This is a genomic window from uncultured Lentibacter sp. (assembly GCF_937123735.1).
Taxonomy (GTDB): domain Bacteria; phylum Pseudomonadota; class Alphaproteobacteria; order Rhodobacterales; family Rhodobacteraceae; genus Lentibacter.
The window spans coordinates 14,634-30,699 of record NZ_CAKZKL010000036.1; the positions used below are offsets into that span (position 1 = coordinate 14,634).

The window sequence follows — 16,066 nt, forward strand, 5'->3', positions numbered from 1 at the left end:
CTCGCGCTCTCCCCGAGGTATTTTTGACCAGAAGAAGGGTTAAGAAGGGAAGGCGGCTTTTAGGGCGATTTGGACCATATCGCCGAAGCTGCTCTGGCGCTCGGAGCTGGGCAGGGCTTCGCCTGTTTGCAGGTGGTCGGAGACGGTGAGCACGGCCAGGGCGCGTGCGCCGAAGCGGGCGGCGACGGTGTAGAGCTCGGCGGCCTCCATCTCGACGGCGAGGATGCCGTGGCGGGTCATTTGCTCGGTGAGGTCGGGGCGCTCGTCATAGAAGACATCGGAGGAGTAGATGCCGCCCACATGGGGCGCTGTGCCCATGGCCTCGGCGGCGTTGACGGCGGTGCGCAGAAGCGAGAAATCGGCTGTGGGGGCGAAGTTCACTTCGCGAAAGAGGCCCATGGAGGGGGTGTTGAGCGAGGTGGCGCTCATGGCGATGATCACGTCGCGGATTTTCACATGTGCCTGCATGGCCCCGCAGGAGCCGATGCGGATGAGGGTTTTGGCGCCATAGTCGCGGATCAGCTCGTTGGCGTAGATTGACAGGCTCGCCATGCCCATGCCCGAGCCGTGGATCGTGACAGGGTGGCCCTGATAGGTGCCTGTATAGCCGAGCATACCGCGCACCTCATTGACGAGTCGGGGGGTGTCCAGGAAGGTTTCGGCAGCCCATTTGGCGCGCAAGGGATCGCCGGGCATGAGGACGGTTTCGGCGATATCGCCTTTGCTTGCGCCAATATGGGGGGTCATTGTCAGGGCCTTTCGCTTGATTTGGCTCTAGTATGGCCAAAGCGAAAGGCTCTGCAATGGGGCTTGGGTTATTCTGCGGCTTCGGCCTTGGGATCGGCCAGGGTGATCACATCCATCATGATGGTGTTGAGCTCGAAATCCTTGGGCGTATAGACCCGCGCAACCCCCATGGCCAGAAGGCGTTTGGCATCGTCATCCGGGATGATGCCGCCGACGATCACCGGGATATGCGACAGCCCGGCCGCTTGCATCCGCTGCATCAGCTCTTCCACCAGCGGGATATGGCTGCCTGAGAGGATCGAGAGGCCCACCACATGGGACATCTCTTCTTGCGCGGCGCGCACCAGCTCTTCGGGGGTGAGGCGGATGCCGTCATATTTGATCTTCATGCCGCAGTCGCGGGCGCGGAAGGCGATCTGCTCGGCCCCGTTGGAATGGCCATCCAGGCCCGGTTTGCCGATGAGAAAGCTGAGCCGGCGGCCGAGCTTATCAGACATATGGTCTACAGCGGCGCGCAGCTCATCCAGCCCTTCGGTCTTGTTGGAGGGCGCAGGCGAAACCCCCGTCGGCCCGCGGTATTCGCCGTGCACGGCGCGCATCTGGGCGGCCCATTCGCCTGTTGTGGCCCCGGCTTTGGCGGCGGCGATGGAGGCGGGCATGATGTTTGCGCCCGTGGCGGCGGCGTCGCGCAGCGCGGTGAGGGCCGCTTGCACGGCCGCTTCGTCGCGCGCGGCGCGCCAGTCTTCAAGGCGGCCGATCTGCTCGGCTTCCACGGCCGGATCAACCGTCATGATGCCGCCATCGGCACTCATGAGCGGGCTTGGCTCGGTCTGGGTGTATTTGTTCACGCCCACCACCACGGTTTCACCCGCTTCGATGCGCCCGAGGCGCTCGGCGTTGGAGCTGACAAGCTGGGATTTCATATAGTCAATCGCGGCCACGGCGCCGCCCATGCCATCGAGCCCTGCCAACTCGTGGCGCGCGCCCTCTTTCAGCGCCTCCACCTTGGCGTCAACGGCGGGGTTGCCATCAAACAGGTCGTCATATTCCAAGAGGTCGGTCTCAAAGGCCATGATCTGTTGCATCCGCATCGACCATTGCTGATCCCAGGGGCGGGGCAGACCGAGGGCCTCGTTCCAGGCCGGGAGCTGCACAGCGCGCGCGCGGGCCTTTTTGGAGAGCGTCACGGCGAGCATCTCGATGAGAATGCGGTAGACGTTGTTCTCGGGCTGCTGCTCGGTGAGGCCCAGCGAGTTCACCTGCACACCATAGCGGAAGCGGCGGAACTTGGGGTCTGTCACACCGTAGCGCTCTTGCAGGATCTCGTCCCAGAGATCGACAAAGGCGCGCATCTTGCACATTTCGGTGACAAAGCGGATGCCCGCATTGACGAAAAAGGAAATCCGCCCGCAAAGCGCGGGGAAGTCCTCGGCGGGCACGCGGGGCTTGAGCTCGTCGAGCACGGCCACGGCGGTGGCGAGGGCAAAGGCCAGTTCCTGTTCTGGCGTCGCGCCGGCTTCCTGCAAGTGATAGGAACAGACGTTCATCGGGTTCCACTTTGGCACATGGGTGTAGCAATATTCGGCCACATCGCCGATCATCTTGAGGCTCGGCGCGGGCGGGCAGACATAGGTGCCGCGGCTGAGATATTCCTTGATCAGATCGTTTTGCACTGTGCCTTGCAGCTTGGTGACATCGGCGCCCTGTTCCTCGGCCACGGCAATATAGAGCGCAAGCAGCCATGGGGCGGTGGCGTTGATGGTCATCGAGGTGTTCATCTGCTCAAGCGGGATATCCTTGAACAGGCTGCGCATGTCACCCAGGTGGCAGACGGGCACGCCCACCTTGCCGACTTCGCCGCGCGCCAGCACATGATCGCTGTCATAACCTGTCTGGGTGGGCAGATCGAAGGCGACGGACAGACCTGTCTGACCCTTCTCAAGGTTGGCGCGGTAAAGCGCGTTTGAGGCCTTCGCGGTGGAATGGCCCGCATAGGTTCTGATGAGCCAGGGGCGGTCTTTTTGCACTTGCGTCATGGGGGCCTCGTGAATCAGTTTGAGTAATTATCTTACGTTGCAAGCTTAATACTTGGAATTTTCTGGCGCGTCAATTCGCTGCGTTGCGGCGTAGTTGCGGCTTTGGTGCAGGGCATTGGCGCCAAGAGGCTTGCAACGGCGCGCCGTTCTGACAAACATGCTTCATGTTTCAACCGGTGCAAATCCCGTTTTGGCTTTTGCTGGTCATCCTGCTGTTTGCGGCGGTGACATTTGCCTCGCATTTTCTATTCCCCTCGGTGCGCTGGTTTTTCCGCCGGCGAATGGAAAGGGCGGTGGCGCGGCTCAACAGGCGGCTGGTGCGGCCCATAGAGCCGTTCAAACTCGCGCGCCGCCACGATATGATCCAGCGGTTGCTCTATGACGGCGAGGTTTGGGCGGCGATCTCGGAACATGCCAAAGAGCAGGGGGTGCCTGAGAATGTCGCCTTTGAGCGGGCGCGGCGCTATGCCCGCGAGATTGTGCCCTCGTTCAGCGCCACGCTCTACTACGGCTTTGCGATTCGCCTGGCGCGGTTTGTGTCGCGCCGGCTTTATCGGGTGCGCCTGGGCGCTCTGGCGCGCGAAAAGCTGGCGCAGGTTGACCGTGAGGCCACCGTGGTTTTTGTCATGAACCACCGCAGCAATATGGATTATGTGCTGGTGACCTACCTTGCCGCCGAGCAGAGCGCGCTCTCTTATGCTGTGGGCGAGTGGGCGCGGGTCTGGCCCTTGAGCCGGCTGATCCGCGCGATGGGGGCTTATTTCATCCGCCGCAAATCGCGGGGGGCGCTCTATCGCCGCGTGCTGGCGCGCTATGTGGCGCTGGCCACCGACGGGGGGGTGACGCAGGCGGTTTTCCCCGAGGGTGGGCTTTCGCTTGATGGGGCGCTGGCCGACCCCAAGCTGGGGATCCTGAGCTATATCATCAACGGCTATCACCCGGAAAACCGCGATGTGGTCTTTGTGCCGGTGGCGCTCAATTATGACCGGGTGTTTGAGGACAGGCTGTTGGTGGCCGCTGGGCAGCGGGGCGACAGGCGGTTTGGCGCGCGCATTTCGGTGGTGCTCAAATACATGTGCCGCATCACATGGCGCTGGGCCACGGGGCGGTATCACCGCTTTGGCTATGCGGCGGTGAGCTTTGGGGCGCCGGTGTCGCTGCGCGGCTTTGCGGGCGCGGCGCCGGTCGATGTGGCGGCGCTGGCCAGCACCCTCATGGAGCGGATCGGGGCTGTTGTGCCCGTGTTGCCGGTGCCGCTGGCGGCGCAGGTTTTTTTGCAGGCCAAAGCGCCTCTCACCCGCGCCGGCTATGGCGCGGCCTTTGAGGCGCTTGTGGCGGCGCTGCCAGAGGCGCATATCCACGTCCCGCGCGAAGATATGGCCTATGCGCGCGACTATGGGTTGCAAAACCTGGTGGCGCGCGGCTTTGTCGACGAAACCGATGGCCACTACCGGATTTCGGAAAAAGCCGCGCCAATGCTGCGCTTTTATGGCAATTCCATTGCCCATTTGCTGCGCTAGCGAAAGTCTTTCTGCACTCGCTCGGTTATAAAATTACAAAAATGATCCATTTAGCGTTGCAAAGTTGCGCGCGCCTCGGTATTTCGGAAGCAGTAAATGCGATTCTGCAATGCAGCAGAGCCCCGCCTCAAAACACGGAGAAAACAGATGGCCTTGGACACAGAGACAGGTGTAGCGCCCTACGATGCGCCCGAAAAAGACCTTTATGACATCGGCGAGATGCCGCCTCTCGGCCATGTGCCCAAGCAGATGTATGCCTGGGCCATCCGCCGCGAGCGCCACGGTGAGCCAGACAAGAGCTTTCAGGTCGAGGTGGTCGACACCCCCGTGCTTGACAGCCACGAAGTGCTTGTCCTCGTCATGGCGGCAGGCGTGAACTACAACGGCGTCTGGGCGGGCCTTGGTGTGCCAATCAGCCCGTTTGACAGCCACGGTGCGGAATATCACATTGCTGGCTCGGATGCCTCGGGCATTGTCTGGGCCGTTGGCTCTGCTGTGAAAAACTGGAAAGTTGGCGATGAAGTCGTCATCCACTGCAACCAGGACGACGGCGACGACGAAGAGTGCAACGGCGGCGATCCGATGTATTCTCCCAGCCAGCGCATCTGGGGCTATGAAACCCCCGATGGCTCCTTTGCCCAATTCACCAATGTGCAGGCCCAGCAGCTTCTGCCGCGCCCCAAGCACCTCACATGGGAAGAGAGTGCCTGCTACACGCTCACGCTGGCCACAGCCTATCGGATGCTCTTTGGCCATCACCCCCACGAGCTCAAGCCCGGCCAGAACGTGCTTGTCTGGGGGGCGTCTGGCGGCCTCGGGTCCTATGCGATCCAGCTCATCAACGCGGCGGGCGGCAATGCCATCGGCGTGATCAGCGAGGAAGACAAGCGGGACTTTGTCATGGGCCTTGGCGCAAAAGGCGTGATCAACCGCAAGGATTTCAACTGCTGGGGCCAGCTTCCCACGGTCAACACACCCGAATATGCCGAATGGTTCAAGGAAGTGCGCAAGTTCGGCAAGGCGATCTGGGACATCACCGGCAAGGGCAACAATGTTGACATCGTCTTTGAACACCCCGGCGAAGCGACCTTCCCAGTTTCGACCTTCGTTTGCAAAAAAGGCGGTATGGTCGTGATCTGTGCAGGCACGACCGGCTTTAACTGCACCTTTGATGTGCGCTACATGTGGATGCACCAGAAGCGCCTGCAAGGCAGCCACTTTGCCCACCTCAAGCAAGCGGCCGCAGCCAACCGCCTGATGGTTGAGCGCCGCCTTGATCCTTGCATGTCGGAAGTTTTCCCATGGGATGACATCCCCGCCGCCCATATCAAAATGATGCGCAACCAGCACAAGCCGGGCAATATGGCCGTGCTCGTGCAATCGCCCAAGACGGGCCTGCGCACGCTGGATGATGTGGTCGCGGCCGGCAAGTAAGCCAAACCGCGCCCCTTTGGCCCCGCGTCTGGAGTTTCCGGGCGCGGGGCTTTTCTTTTCAAGGGCTTAAAAAACGCGCCCCCGCCAGTTTGGGGGAAGAAATACTCGCGAGTAGGTGCAAAAACATCGCTGAGCTATCCTCTAGAGACGCGGCGCTTAACCTTTCGTTAACCCTTCAAAGGCGAGTATCATCATGAAGAACGAGTGGATTCTGGACGTTCTGATTGATCTGCGCAGCTTTGCCGCGGCCAACGGCCTGCCCAAGCTTGCCGAGCAGTTGGATGACACGGCGCTTCTGGCGGCCTGTGAGCTGGTTTCTGCGCCTGAAGGGGGAGACGCGCGTGGCGCGAAAGACAGACGGCTTGGCCTTCATCACGATCTTGGAGGCGCTCGAGCAGGCCTCTGAGCTGGAAGAGCTACAAACGCTGTCAGAGCGGTTGCGCGACTATTTTCAGGTTGATCATCTGGTCTATCATTGGGTGAGTGGTGCAGGCGAGCAATATGGCTGCGGCACCTACGATCCTGCCTGGGTTGCGCGCTATGTGGCGCAAGACTATCTGCGCGTGGATCCGGTTGTGACGGGGTGCTATCAGCGCTTTCATCCGGTGGATTGGAAACATCTCAATTGGTCGGGCAAAGCGGCGCAGGCCTTCAAGGCCGAGGCGGTGTCTTACGGGGTGGGCAATCAGGGGTTTTCGGTGCCCATCCGGGGGCCAAGCGGGCAGTTTGCGCTGTTTACGGTCAGCCATCATTGCGATGATGCCAGCTGGGCGCGGTTTATCGTAGAGAACCGCCGGGAGCTGATCCTGACGGGACATTATTTCAACCAAAAGGCGCTGGAGTTTGAGCCGGGCCGCGCGCCCGAGGCGGCCCGGGCCCTCTCCCCGCGCGAAGTAGATGCCATGACCTTTCTGGCCATGGGCTACAGCCGGGCGCAGGTGGCGGATACGCTGTCAATTTCTGAACATACGCTGAGGGTCTATATCGAGTCTGCACGCTTCAAGCTGGGTGCCGCCAACACCACCCATGCGGTGGCGCGTGCGCTCCAGCAGGGGTTGATTGTGGTCTGAGCAGCGTGCGCTGCGCTCAGACTGTGTTAACCGCGCTTTCCTAATCCTTTCAGGCAGGTTCTGAAGGGGGTTCTCATGATCGTCTATCTCCATGCCGACAGCCTGCAAAAGCAGCCTGCGCTGGCCCACAGCATGTTCACCGACCGCGCAAAACAGTTCAAGGAGCGCCTCGGCTGGGATGTGAGTGTCAACAGCAAGGGCGAGGAGCGCGACCAATATGATGCGCTCAACCCGCTCTATGTCATCTGGCAAGAGCCCGGTGGCGGCCACGGCGGCTCGATGCGCTTTTTGCCCAGCACCGGGCGCACGATGACAAACGAGCATTTCTTGCACCTCACAGGCGGGGTGCGTATTGAAAGCCCGTTTATCTGGGAGTGCACCCGCTTTTGCCTCGCCGAAGGCGCAGGTTCGCAGACCGCCGCCGCGCTCATGCTGGCGGGGGCCGAGCTGATGCGCGGCCACGGGATAAAGCATTTTCTCGGCGTGTTTGATGCACCGATGGCGCGCGTCTATCGCCACATCGGGGCCAGCCCCGAGGTGCTCGGCAGCGCAGGTGCGGGGCGGGCCAAGACAAGCGTGGGCCTTTGGGCCTATACGCCCGCCGCCAAGGCCCGGCTGGTGGCCAAGGCCGGTGTGTCCGAGGCGGCCATGCGGCTCTGGTATGAGCGCGCCTTTGGGGCGCGGCCCAAGGCGAAATCGGCGGTGGCCTAATGCACCTCTGAGGGCGCTTTAGCCATTCAAAGCGCGGCAGAAAGCCTCTACTGTCGCGCCCATGAACACCGAGATCACACAGCTGTCCGAAGATCAGGCCGAGGCCTTTGACCGCGTTGCCGAAGTGCTGCGCCCCGCCGGTATCGACATCGAGGAAGGGCTGCTGCTGCCCCCCCAAGGCAGCGCCAACAAGACGCTGGCCATCACGGGCAAGGCCGGTTCGGGCAAGACCCTGCTGCTGGCCGCGCTCTACCGCGCCATGGAGGAAGCGGGGCTGGATGTGGTCTCTGCCGATTACGAGGGCAAGCGGCGCAAAGACCGCCGCACGCTGGCCATTCTGGCGCCCACCAACAAGGCGGCCTCGGTGCTGCGGATGCGCGGCGTGCCCGCCACCACGATCCACCGTATCCTCTACTCGCCCGTCTATGACCCCGAATACGAGCGCATCGCCGAATGGCTGACAGGGCAGGGCGAAAAGCCTCAGATCGAAGACCTGCCCGAAGTGGCGCTGGAGCGTGCTTATGCGTTTTACCAGTCCAACAAGTCGATCCCCGGCGCGCTGGCGGCGGCGGGCTTGCGCGGATCGGACTTTATCACCGGCTGGAAGCGGCGCGACGAGCCGCTCGATGTGGGCATGATCGACGAAGCCTCCATGCTTGATGACAAGCAGTTCGAAGACCTCAAGGAGATTTTCCCCACCCTCATCCTCTTTGGTGACCCCGCGCAGCTTGCGCCGGTGAACCAGTCAGGCACAATGGTGTTTGAAAAGTTGCCCGCGCCGGCTGTGCTCAACCTCAGCCGCATTCACCGTCAGGATGCCAGCAACCCGATCCTCGATCTGGCCCATGCGCTGGCCGATCCGCAACTGAGCTTTGAGAGCTTTGAGCAGATGGTGCAAGAGGCCGCCGCGCAGGACGCGCGCGTGGTCTGGTCCCAGCGGGTCGAGGTGGACCTCATGGCGCGCAGCCCCGTGCTGGTCTGGCGCAATGCCACCCGCATCCGCCTCATCAATGCCTTCCGCCGCGTCTATGACGCGCCCGAAGATGCGCTGCTTGAGGGCGAACCGCTCATCTGCGACGGGCTGGAGCTGCCGCTGAAGCACCGCAAAAAGCGCCTCGATCTGGAGGCGCGCGGCCTCATCAAGGGCGCGCAGGTGATCTACCTCGGCCCGGGGCGCAAGCCCGGCTTCTCGCGCCTGCATGTGGTGGGGGCGGAAGACCCGCAGGTCTCTGCCGCCTCGATTGTGAAGATCGAAAAGCCCGATGAGGAAGAGCCGTTTATTCCCTTCGCCGCCCGCATGGGCGCGGCCTTTTTGCATGGCGCTGCGGTGACCATTCACAAGGCCCAAGGCTCCCAGTGGCGCGATGTGCAGGTCTTCGCCCCCGATCTTTACGCCGCCGCCCGTATGGGGCGCAGCGAGGCGGGCCAACCGCTCTGGAAGCGGCTCGCCTATGTGGCCATCACCCGCGCAGAAGAGCGCCTGCTCTGGGTTGTGCGCAACCGGCTCTCCAAGCCCACAGCGCCGCTCACAACCGACGATCTGATCGTGCCCAAACCCAAGCTGGAGCTGGAGGCAGAAGACCTATGACATCCATCCTCATCACCGGCGCAAGTGCCGGCATTGGCCGCGCGACGGCCGAGCTGTTTCTCGCCCGCGGCTGGCGGGTCGGCCTTCTGGCGCGCAGGGCCGCCGCGCTTCACGCGCTCGCTAAAGGCCAGCCCAACGCCGTGGTGCTGCCCTGCGATGTGACAGAGCCCGCCGCAGTGGCTGAGGTCGTTGAAAGCTTCGTGGCCCAAGCGGGGCGGCTTGATGTGCTCTTTAACAACGCCGGCAGCTTTGGCAGGGCGGCCCCCATAGATGAGCTGCCCCTCAACGCCTGGCAAGAGGCGGTGGATGTGAACCTTCATGGCATGTTCTACGCCGCGCGCGCCGCCTTCGGGCAGATGCGCCGCCAAAGCCCCCAGGGCGGGCGGATCATCAACAATGGCTCCGTCTCCGCCCATGCCCCGCGCGAAAACGCGGTGAGCTATACGGTGACAAAACACGCCATCACCGGCCTTACGAAAAGCCTCTCGCTCGATGGCCGCGCCTATGACATCGCCTGTGGGCAGATCGACATCGGCAACGCGCGCACAGCGCTTCTGGAGGAGGTGGCGGCCAAGACGCCTGACACCCCGCCGCCGATGATGGATGTCGCCCATGTCGCTGAAGCGGTGTTCAACATGGCCAGCCTGCCCGCCGAGGCCAATGTGCAATTCATGACGCTGATGGCGACGAAAATGCCCTATATCGGGCGCGGCTAGGCTCAGCGGGGCTTTGGTGTGGCTCAGGCGGCGCTTTGGCCCTCTTTGAGGGCCTGCTCAAACCAGTCTTCCAGCTTTGCGAGGTCTGGCGCGATCAGCACGCTGCTGCCGCCTGTAAAGGCGTCAAAGGCGGCCAAATTCAGCCTGTTCACCCCCACCAGCACCGGAATATCCCGGCCAATCGCTTCGGCGATCACATTGCGAAAGCCACGTCCATCTGCCTCGTGTTTGCCAAACTTGTTGATGATCAACAGATCCGCAGCCTTGGCGAGCTCCGCCTGCGCCAATCCCACCGCGGCCTCCAGAACAGAAGGATCGAGCCGGCAGCCCTTTGAGTTGCGCCCAAGGCTCTGGGAAATCCGCAAAACCGGGCCGTCAGGCAAGACTTTGACATCCATATCGCAAAACCCCTGCTGACAGGCGGTGTTGATCTGAACCGCGCCACAGCAGCGCAGACCCCGTGCGGCAAGCGCCTGCGAAAGCTGGTGCAACAGCAGGTCCGTGTCGCCGCGCCCGGGGGCCATTGTATGTGCAATTTTCACCGTGATCCCTTTCAGCAAATGGCCCTGGAGCGCGCCTGCGCGGGGCTGTGCGCATCCTATCCGCTCTTGCAGGGGTTTCCTAGCGCGATGCGGCCTGTCTTTGCGCTCAAACCGCCTCAGCTGCGCTGGAAAATCCGGAAGGCAGCGGACGCGCCCCAGCCCGCAAAAATTGCGATGGCCAGCGAAAGAAGCCCGTAAACCAGAGGCTGTTGGCGGCTAAGGTTGTAAAGAAACCGCTCCAGCCCCACTTTTCTCACCTCGATCACCGTGTCAAACTTGGACACCACTTCTCCCCCGCGGGTGAGGAAAATCCGGGTGTCATAGGCCCCTTCGGTGAGGTTTGCCGGCATGGCGATAGAGGTTTTGAACAGGGTCTGCTCGGTCACTTCGATGCTGTTTTCGCGCAGCTGGTAGAGGCCGTTTTCCTTGCGGATGCGGATGACAGCGCTCACAAAAGCGGCGGCGTTCTCCACCTGCATGGGGGCCCCCACCGAGCGGATGGCGCGCGAAATGGACACTTGATGGCGCAGATCTTCTGTATCTGACAAGGCCTCAGAGAAGGGCGCAGAGCTGGCAATGGCGTAAAAGGCCGGCGCGCTGTCCACCTCGATCTCGTCGGTGTTGACCCAGATGCCAAAGCGGCGTTCCTTGCGGCGCACGGTGAGCGGCTGTGCCGGTCCGGCCACGGTGATGATCACCTCCAAAGGCGGCCCCACCGGGATCGCGGCATCCCGTTTCACCGCGCCAAAGATGAGAATTTCGGAGCCGTCAAAATTGGTGGTGATCGAGACACTTTTCTGGCTCAGCCCCAGGACCACATCTTCGGCACGGGCCAGAGGGGCCAGAAAGATCAGAACACAGGCAAGCAGCGCGCGCATCAGTGTCCCCCCGCCAGGCCGATGGAATAAAGCTCGCCCGGCTGCAACAGCAGGTCCAGCGCCAGCTTGCCACAGACCACAAGCACCATCAGCGCCAGAAGGATGCGCAGCTGTTCGGCCTTCATCTTCACCCCGATCCGCGCGCCGATCTGCGCCCCGATAACCCCGCCCACCAGCAAGAGAACCGCGAGCACCATATCCACCGTGTAGTTGGTCGTGGCGTGCAGCAGCGTGGTGAAGGCGGTGACAAAGATGATCTGAAAAAGCGAGGTGCCCACCACAACCTTGGTGGGCATTCCCAGAATATAGATCATGGCCGGCACCATGATGAACCCGCCGCCCACGCCCATGATGGCGGCAAGAATGCCCACAAACACCCCGACAATCACAGGCGGAATGGCCGAGATATAGAGCCCTGAGGTGTGAAAGCGCATTTTCAGGGGCAGCTTGGAAATCCAGCCCCGCTGGCGGCGGCGTTTGGGTGGGGCCGCATTGCCCTTGGCGCGGCGAATGGCGTTGAGGCTCTCGATGAACATCAACCCGCCAACAACCCCCAGAAAGACAACATAACACAGCCGCACAAGCAGGTCGACTTGCCCGAGCGCCTTGAGATAGTTGAACAAAACAACCCCCAAGGCCGCACCCGTCAGCCCGCCCACAAGCAGCACACTGCCCATCTTGAGATCAACGGTTTTGCGCTTGAGATGCGCCAGAACCCCTGAAAAGGAGGAGGCGACAATCTGGTTGGCCTCGGTGGCCACAGCCACAGCCGGCGGAATGCCGATAAAGAACAAAAGCGGTGTCATCAGAAACCCGCCGCCCACGCCGAACATCCCCGACAAGACCCCCACAATGCCCCCCAGCCCCAAAAGGACAAAAGCATTGACCGAAACCTCGGCGATGGGCAGGTAGATCATCATGGCGTGTCCTAAACCGCGGGTTCTGCGCACAAAGGGGCGTTGGGCCGCCCCGGGCGCAAGGGGGTTTTGTGAGTGTAACCTTGGCCAAGGCTTTAGCGCCACCCCCTCTGCCAATGCAAGCGCAACTCACCGCCTTATTGCAGCTGGAAACATCAATTTACTAAAGCTGGCGTTAAAGACGGCAGCTGCTGGCGTTAAAGACGGCAGCTACTGGCGCTAAAGGCGGCGGCTGGGGGTCTCTCAGCGCTCCTTGACATAGGGCTCCCCACCTGCGCGCGGCGGGATGGCCTTGCCCACAAATCCGGCCAGAATAACCACGGTCAAGATATAGGGCAGCGCCTCCATGAATTGCACCGGAATGGTGATCCCGCCCAGCTCAAAGCTTTGAAAACGCACCGCAATTGCTTGCAACAGGCCAAACAGCAGGCAGGCGTAAAGCGCTTGCACGGGCCGCCATTTGGCAAAAATCAGAGCCGCCAAGGCAATGAAGCCGCGCCCAGCGGTCATTTCTTTCACAAATTGTGCTTGCAAGGCGGTCGCCAGATAGGCCCCGGCAATGCCGCAAAGAACGCCGCAAATCATCACCGCCGCAAAGCGCATTCCCTTTACCGAGACACCCGCCGTGTCCACCGCCGCAGGGTTTTCGCCCACCGCGCGCAAGCGCAGCCCAAAGCGGGTGCGAAACAGACCCCACCAGGTCAGCGGCACCAGCAGCAACGCCAGATAGACAATCACCGTATGCCCAGACAGCAGCTCAGAATAGATTTGCATCACCGGCCCCGCTTGCGAAATCTCGCGCACACTGGTCAAGGCTCCGGGCAGGGTGATCGGCTCAAAGCGCGCCGCCCCCACCAGCGAGGGGGTGCGCCCGCCCTGTGCAAACCAGTCCTGCGCAATCAGCACCGTCAGCCCGGAGGCCAGAAAATTGATCGCCACGCCAGAAATGAGCTGGTTGCCGCGAAAACTGATCGAGGCCACGCCGTGAATGAGCGACAACACAAGCGACGCTCCGATGCCCGCCAGCATCCCGATCCAGACATTGCCCACGCTGAAAGCCACCGCCGCCGACAGCAGCGCCGCCGCCAGCATCTTGCCTTCAAGGCCGATGTCAAAAATCCCCGCGCGCTCTGAGTAAAGCCCGGCAAGACAGGCAAGCAAGAGCGGTGTGGCAAGGCGCATGGTGCTGTCAAGCACCTGAAGAATGGTGAGAAATTCCATCACAGACCCTCCGTCTTGCGCTTGGCCATGGCCAGAAACAGCCGCTCCAGCGGCGCGCGCACCATATGGTCAAGCGCGCCGGTGAACAAAATCACCAACGCCTGAATCACCGTGATCAGCTCACGCGGGATATTCGTCCAAAGCGCCAGCTCGGCGCCACCCTGATAGAGAAAGCCAAACAGCAGCGCCGCCAGCAGCACGCCGAAGGGGTGATTGCGCCCCATCAGCGCCACGGCAATGCCGATAAAGCCCGCGCCTTCGGTGGAGTTGAGAATAAGCCGCTCCGCCTCGCCCTGTGTGGTGTTCACCGCCATCAGACCCGCCAAAGCACCCGAGATAAGCATGGCAATGATGGTGATGCGCACAGCGCTGGTGCCGGCATAATTGGCCGCCGTCTCCGAAAAGCCGAAATGACGGATCTCATAGCCCAGCCGCGTGCGCCAAATCAGCAGGTAAACAAAGACACAGGCCGCCAGCGCCAAAAAGAAGCTCACATTGGCCGGTGCACTGCGAAACAGAGGCGTGGCCGCGGTGGAAAACATATCCTGAAAAGTGGGCAAATGGGTGGCCTCGGGAAAGCGCACCGAAGCCGGCTCGCCCGCGCCTTTGGGGCGCAGCACATTCACCAGCATATAGCCCAGCACGGAAAAGGCGATATAATTGAACATGATCGTGGTGATCACGATATGGCTGCCGCGTTTGGCTTGCAAATAGGCCGGAATCAGCGCCCAGGCCGCGCCAAACAGCCCGGCAAACAGGGCTGAGCCCGCCAGCGCCAGGGTCCAATGTGGCCAGGGGATGAACAGGCAGCACAGCGCCACGCCCAGCCCGGCAAACATGGCCTGGCCCTCGCCACCGATGTTAAACAGCCGCGCATGAAAGGCCACCGAAACAGCCAGCCCCGTAAAGATGAAATTGGTCGCATAATACAGCGTATAGCCCCAGCCCGACGAGCGCATGAGCGCACCGTCAACCATGAGTTTGAAAGCGGCCACAGGGTCTTCTCCGATGGCCAGAATGACCAGGGCAGACAGCCCCGCCGCCAGCAGCAGGCTGATCAGGGGCACCAATGTGGCATCTGCCCATTTTGGCATTTTTTCCATCAGGCTGCCTCCCCGCCGGTTGTGCTGTCTGTGCCGCGAATGCCGGCCATGAGCAGGCCCAGCTCGGTTTCAGTCGTGTCTTCGGGCAGGCGCTCGCCCATGATCTGCCCGTCAAACATCACAGCGATGCGGTCGGACAGGCTCATGATTTCGTCCAGCTCCACGCTCACCAGCAAAATCGCCTTGCCCGCGTCGCGCAGCGCGATGATCTGTTGATGGATGAATTCTATCGCGCCGATGTCCACGCCCCGCGTGGGCTGGCCAATGAGCAGCAAGTCGGGGTTGCGCTCGATTTCGCGGGCCAGCACCAGCTTTTGTTGGTTGCCGCCCGAAAAGTTCTTGGCCGCCAGCGTCGCATCCGGCGGGCGCACGTCAAAGCGGGTGATCTTGTCTTCGGCGTCTTGCAGGATTTTGGCCTGATCCATAAACATCCCGCGCTGAAAGGCCGGGTCGCGGTGATAGCCGAAAATGGTGTTTTCCCACGCGGCAAACTCCATGATCAGCCCCTCGCGCTGGCGGTCTTCGGGCACATGGGCAATGCCGCGCGCGCGCCGCGATTGCCCGTCCGAGCGCTGCCCTGTCAGGTCTATCTCGGCCCCGTTCACGCGCACATGCCCGTCGCCGGCCTGCATCCCGCCGAGCACTTTGAGCAACTCGCTCTGCCCGTTGCCCGAAACGCCGGCAATCCCCAGGATCTCGCCGGCGCGCACCTTTAGCGACACGCCCTTGAGCCGCGCAACACCCTTGCTGTCGCGCACCTTGAGGTCTTGCACCTCGAGCACGGTGTCCTTTGGCGCGGCGGGTTTTTTATCGACCCGAAGCAAGACCTTGCGCCCCACCATCAGCTCGGCGAGCGCCTCGGGGCTGGTGTCGCTGGTCTTCACCGTGGCGGTCATCTCGCCGCGCCGCATCACGCTCACCGTGTCGGTGATGTCCATGATCTCGCGCAGCTTGTGGGTGATCAGGATGATGGTCTTGCCCTCGGCCCGCAGCCGCCTGAGGATGCGAAACAGCTGGTCGGCCTCGGCCGGGGTGAGCACCCCTGTGGGCTCGTCCAAAATGAGAATATCGGCCCGGCGATAGAGCGCTTTGAGAATTTCGACACGTTGCTGAAGCCCCACGCCGATGTCTTCAATGCGCGCATCCGGGTCCACATGCAGCTCGTATTCTTCTTCCAGTGCCTTGAGGGTCTTGCGCGCCTTGGCGAGCGAGGGGCGCAACAGCGCGCCTTCTTCTGCACCCAAAATGACATTTTCCAGCACGGTGAAATTTTCCACCAGCTTGAAATGCTGAAACACCATGCCAATTCCCGCTGCAATCGCGGCCTGGCTGTCGGGGATCTGGGTCTTCTTGCCATGAATGAAAATATCGCCCCGATCGGCCTTGTAAAAGCCGAAGAGGATCGACATCAGCGTCGATTTGCCGGCGCCGTTCTCGCCGATGATCCCGTGGATTGTGCCGGGCATCACCTTGATGGAAATGTCCTTGTTGGCCTGCACAGGGCCAAAGGCCTTGGAAATGCCGCTCAGTTCAATCGCCGGCTCAGTCATGGTCTGTCCCCCAAGCGGTAAAGGCCGCGCAGG

At 61.9% G+C, this 16,066-nt stretch carries 15 protein-coding genes; 7 read left to right on the top strand and 8 right to left on the bottom strand.

Annotation, left to right across the window (positions count from 1 at the left end; genetic code table 11):
* Positions 1–39 precede the first annotated feature (39 nt).
* A complete protein-coding gene (deoD, locus tag Q0478_RS11715; protein ID WP_298679493.1) occupies positions 40–747 on the bottom strand; it encodes a purine-nucleoside phosphorylase in 708 nt (235 codons plus the stop codon).
* A gap of 68 nt (positions 748–815) precedes the next feature.
* Positions 816–2,783 carry a protein meaA gene (locus Q0478_RS11720; protein ID WP_298679494.1) on the bottom strand — a complete coding sequence of 656 codons (1,968 nt, stop codon included), beginning with the start codon at positions 2,781–2,783 and terminating at the stop codon, positions 816–818.
* Between the two features lie 164 nt (positions 2,784–2,947).
* Between Q0478_RS11720 and Q0478_RS11725 the strand changes: the two genes are divergently transcribed.
* The 7 genes from Q0478_RS11725 to Q0478_RS11755 all read left to right on the top strand — a co-directional run bounded on the left by Q0478_RS11725 (position 2,948) and on the right by Q0478_RS11755 (position 9,822).
* Positions 2,948–4,303, top strand: coding sequence for a 1-acyl-sn-glycerol-3-phosphate acyltransferase (locus Q0478_RS11725; protein WP_298679495.1), 1,356 nt, complete (start codon positions 2,948–2,950; stop codon positions 4,301–4,303).
* A 147-nt stretch (positions 4,304–4,450) separates the two neighbouring features.
* Complete coding sequence (gene ccrA / locus Q0478_RS11730) at positions 4,451–5,737, top strand: crotonyl-CoA carboxylase/reductase (protein ID WP_298679496.1); 1,287 nt, start codon at positions 4,451–4,453, stop codon at positions 5,735–5,737.
* Positions 5,738–5,930: 193 nt separating this feature from the next.
* Positions 5,931–6,143: a hypothetical protein gene (locus tag Q0478_RS11735; RefSeq protein WP_298679497.1), complete on the top strand. Its 213-nt coding sequence runs from the start codon at positions 5,931–5,933 to the stop codon at positions 6,141–6,143.
* The gene (locus Q0478_RS11740; RefSeq protein WP_298679498.1) at positions 6,079–6,807 is read left to right on the top strand and encodes a LuxR family transcriptional regulator; all 729 of its coding nucleotides are present in this window, start codon (positions 6,079–6,081) and stop codon (positions 6,805–6,807) included. Before Q0478_RS11735 ends, Q0478_RS11740 begins: the two co-directional genes overlap by 65 nt.
* Positions 6,808–6,882: 75 nt before the next feature.
* On the top strand, positions 6,883–7,518 hold the full coding sequence (locus Q0478_RS11745; RefSeq protein ID WP_298679499.1) for an acyl-homoserine-lactone synthase: 636 nt from the start codon (positions 6,883–6,885) through the stop codon (positions 7,516–7,518).
* Positions 7,519–7,579: 61 nt separating this feature from the next.
* A complete protein-coding gene (locus Q0478_RS11750; protein WP_298679500.1) occupies positions 7,580–9,106 on the top strand; it encodes an ATP-dependent RecD-like DNA helicase in 1,527 nt (508 codons plus the stop codon).
* Positions 9,103–9,822, top strand: a complete 720-nt coding sequence (locus Q0478_RS11755) for an SDR family oxidoreductase (RefSeq protein WP_298679501.1) — start codon at positions 9,103–9,105, stop codon at positions 9,820–9,822. Before Q0478_RS11750 ends, Q0478_RS11755 begins: the two co-directional genes overlap by 4 nt.
* Before the next feature lie 23 nt (positions 9,823–9,845).
* On the opposite strand, the gene Q0478_RS11760 is transcribed toward Q0478_RS11755, so the two are convergent.
* From Q0478_RS11760 to Q0478_RS11785, 6 genes are all read right to left on the bottom strand, one after another.
* The gene (locus tag Q0478_RS11760; protein ID WP_298679502.1) at positions 9,846–10,364 is read right to left on the bottom strand and encodes a DUF2478 domain-containing protein; all 519 of its coding nucleotides are present in this window, start codon (positions 10,362–10,364) and stop codon (positions 9,846–9,848) included.
* A 116-nt stretch (positions 10,365–10,480) separates the two neighbouring features.
* Positions 10,481–11,242 carry a TIGR02186 family protein gene (locus Q0478_RS11765; protein WP_298679503.1) on the bottom strand — a complete coding sequence of 254 codons (762 nt, stop codon included), beginning with the start codon at positions 11,240–11,242 and terminating at the stop codon, positions 10,481–10,483.
* Complete coding sequence (locus Q0478_RS11770; protein WP_298679504.1) at positions 11,242–12,162, bottom strand: sulfite exporter TauE/SafE family protein; 921 nt, start codon at positions 12,160–12,162, stop codon at positions 11,242–11,244. Before Q0478_RS11770 ends, Q0478_RS11765 begins: the two co-directional genes overlap by 1 nt.
* A 240-nt stretch (positions 12,163–12,402) precedes the next feature.
* The gene (locus Q0478_RS11775; protein ID WP_298679505.1) at positions 12,403–13,380 is read right to left on the bottom strand and encodes an ABC transporter permease; all 978 of its coding nucleotides are present in this window, start codon (positions 13,378–13,380) and stop codon (positions 12,403–12,405) included.
* Positions 13,380–14,483 (bottom strand): ABC transporter permease, encoded by a 1,104-nt coding sequence (locus Q0478_RS11780; RefSeq protein WP_298679507.1) that lies wholly within the window; start codon positions 14,481–14,483, stop codon positions 13,380–13,382. The genes Q0478_RS11775 and Q0478_RS11780 overlap by 1 nt, the downstream gene beginning before the upstream one ends.
* The gene (locus Q0478_RS11785; protein WP_298679509.1) at positions 14,483–16,033 is read right to left on the bottom strand and encodes an ABC transporter ATP-binding protein; all 1,551 of its coding nucleotides are present in this window, start codon (positions 16,031–16,033) and stop codon (positions 14,483–14,485) included. Before Q0478_RS11785 ends, Q0478_RS11780 begins: the two co-directional genes overlap by 1 nt.
* Positions 16,034–16,066: the final 33 nt, after the last annotated feature.

Excerpts from the sequence above, each read along its gene's own strand:
- deoD (WP_298679493.1), bottom strand. The coding sequence starts at position 747 with ATGACCCCCCATATTGGCGCAAGCAAAGGCGATATCGCCGAAACCGTC.
- Q0478_RS11720 (WP_298679494.1), bottom strand. The coding sequence starts at position 2,783 with ATGACGCAAGTGCAAAAAGACCGCCCCTGGCTCATCAGAACCTATGCG.
- Q0478_RS11725 (WP_298679495.1), top strand. The coding sequence starts at position 2,948 with ATGTTTCAACCGGTGCAAATCCCGTTTTGGCTTTTGCTGGTCATCCTG.
- ccrA (WP_298679496.1), top strand. The coding sequence starts at position 4,451 with ATGGCCTTGGACACAGAGACAGGTGTAGCGCCCTACGATGCGCCCGAA.
- Q0478_RS11735 (WP_298679497.1), top strand. The coding sequence starts at position 5,931 with ATGAAGAACGAGTGGATTCTGGACGTTCTGATTGATCTGCGCAGCTTT.
- Q0478_RS11745 (WP_298679499.1), top strand. The coding sequence starts at position 6,883 with ATGATCGTCTATCTCCATGCCGACAGCCTGCAAAAGCAGCCTGCGCTG.
- Q0478_RS11750 (WP_298679500.1), top strand. The coding sequence starts at position 7,580 with ATGAACACCGAGATCACACAGCTGTCCGAAGATCAGGCCGAGGCCTTT.
- Q0478_RS11755 (WP_298679501.1), top strand. The coding sequence starts at position 9,103 with ATGACATCCATCCTCATCACCGGCGCAAGTGCCGGCATTGGCCGCGCG.
- Q0478_RS11765 (WP_298679503.1), bottom strand. The coding sequence starts at position 11,242 with ATGCGCGCGCTGCTTGCCTGTGTTCTGATCTTTCTGGCCCCTCTGGCC.
- Q0478_RS11770 (WP_298679504.1), bottom strand. The coding sequence starts at position 12,162 with ATGATGATCTACCTGCCCATCGCCGAGGTTTCGGTCAATGCTTTTGTC.
- Q0478_RS11775 (WP_298679505.1), bottom strand. The coding sequence starts at position 13,380 with ATGGAATTTCTCACCATTCTTCAGGTGCTTGACAGCACCATGCGCCTT.
- Q0478_RS11780 (WP_298679507.1), bottom strand. The coding sequence starts at position 14,483 with ATGGAAAAAATGCCAAAATGGGCAGATGCCACATTGGTGCCCCTGATC.
- Q0478_RS11785 (WP_298679509.1), bottom strand. The coding sequence starts at position 16,033 with ATGACTGAGCCGGCGATTGAACTGAGCGGCATTTCCAAGGCCTTTGGC.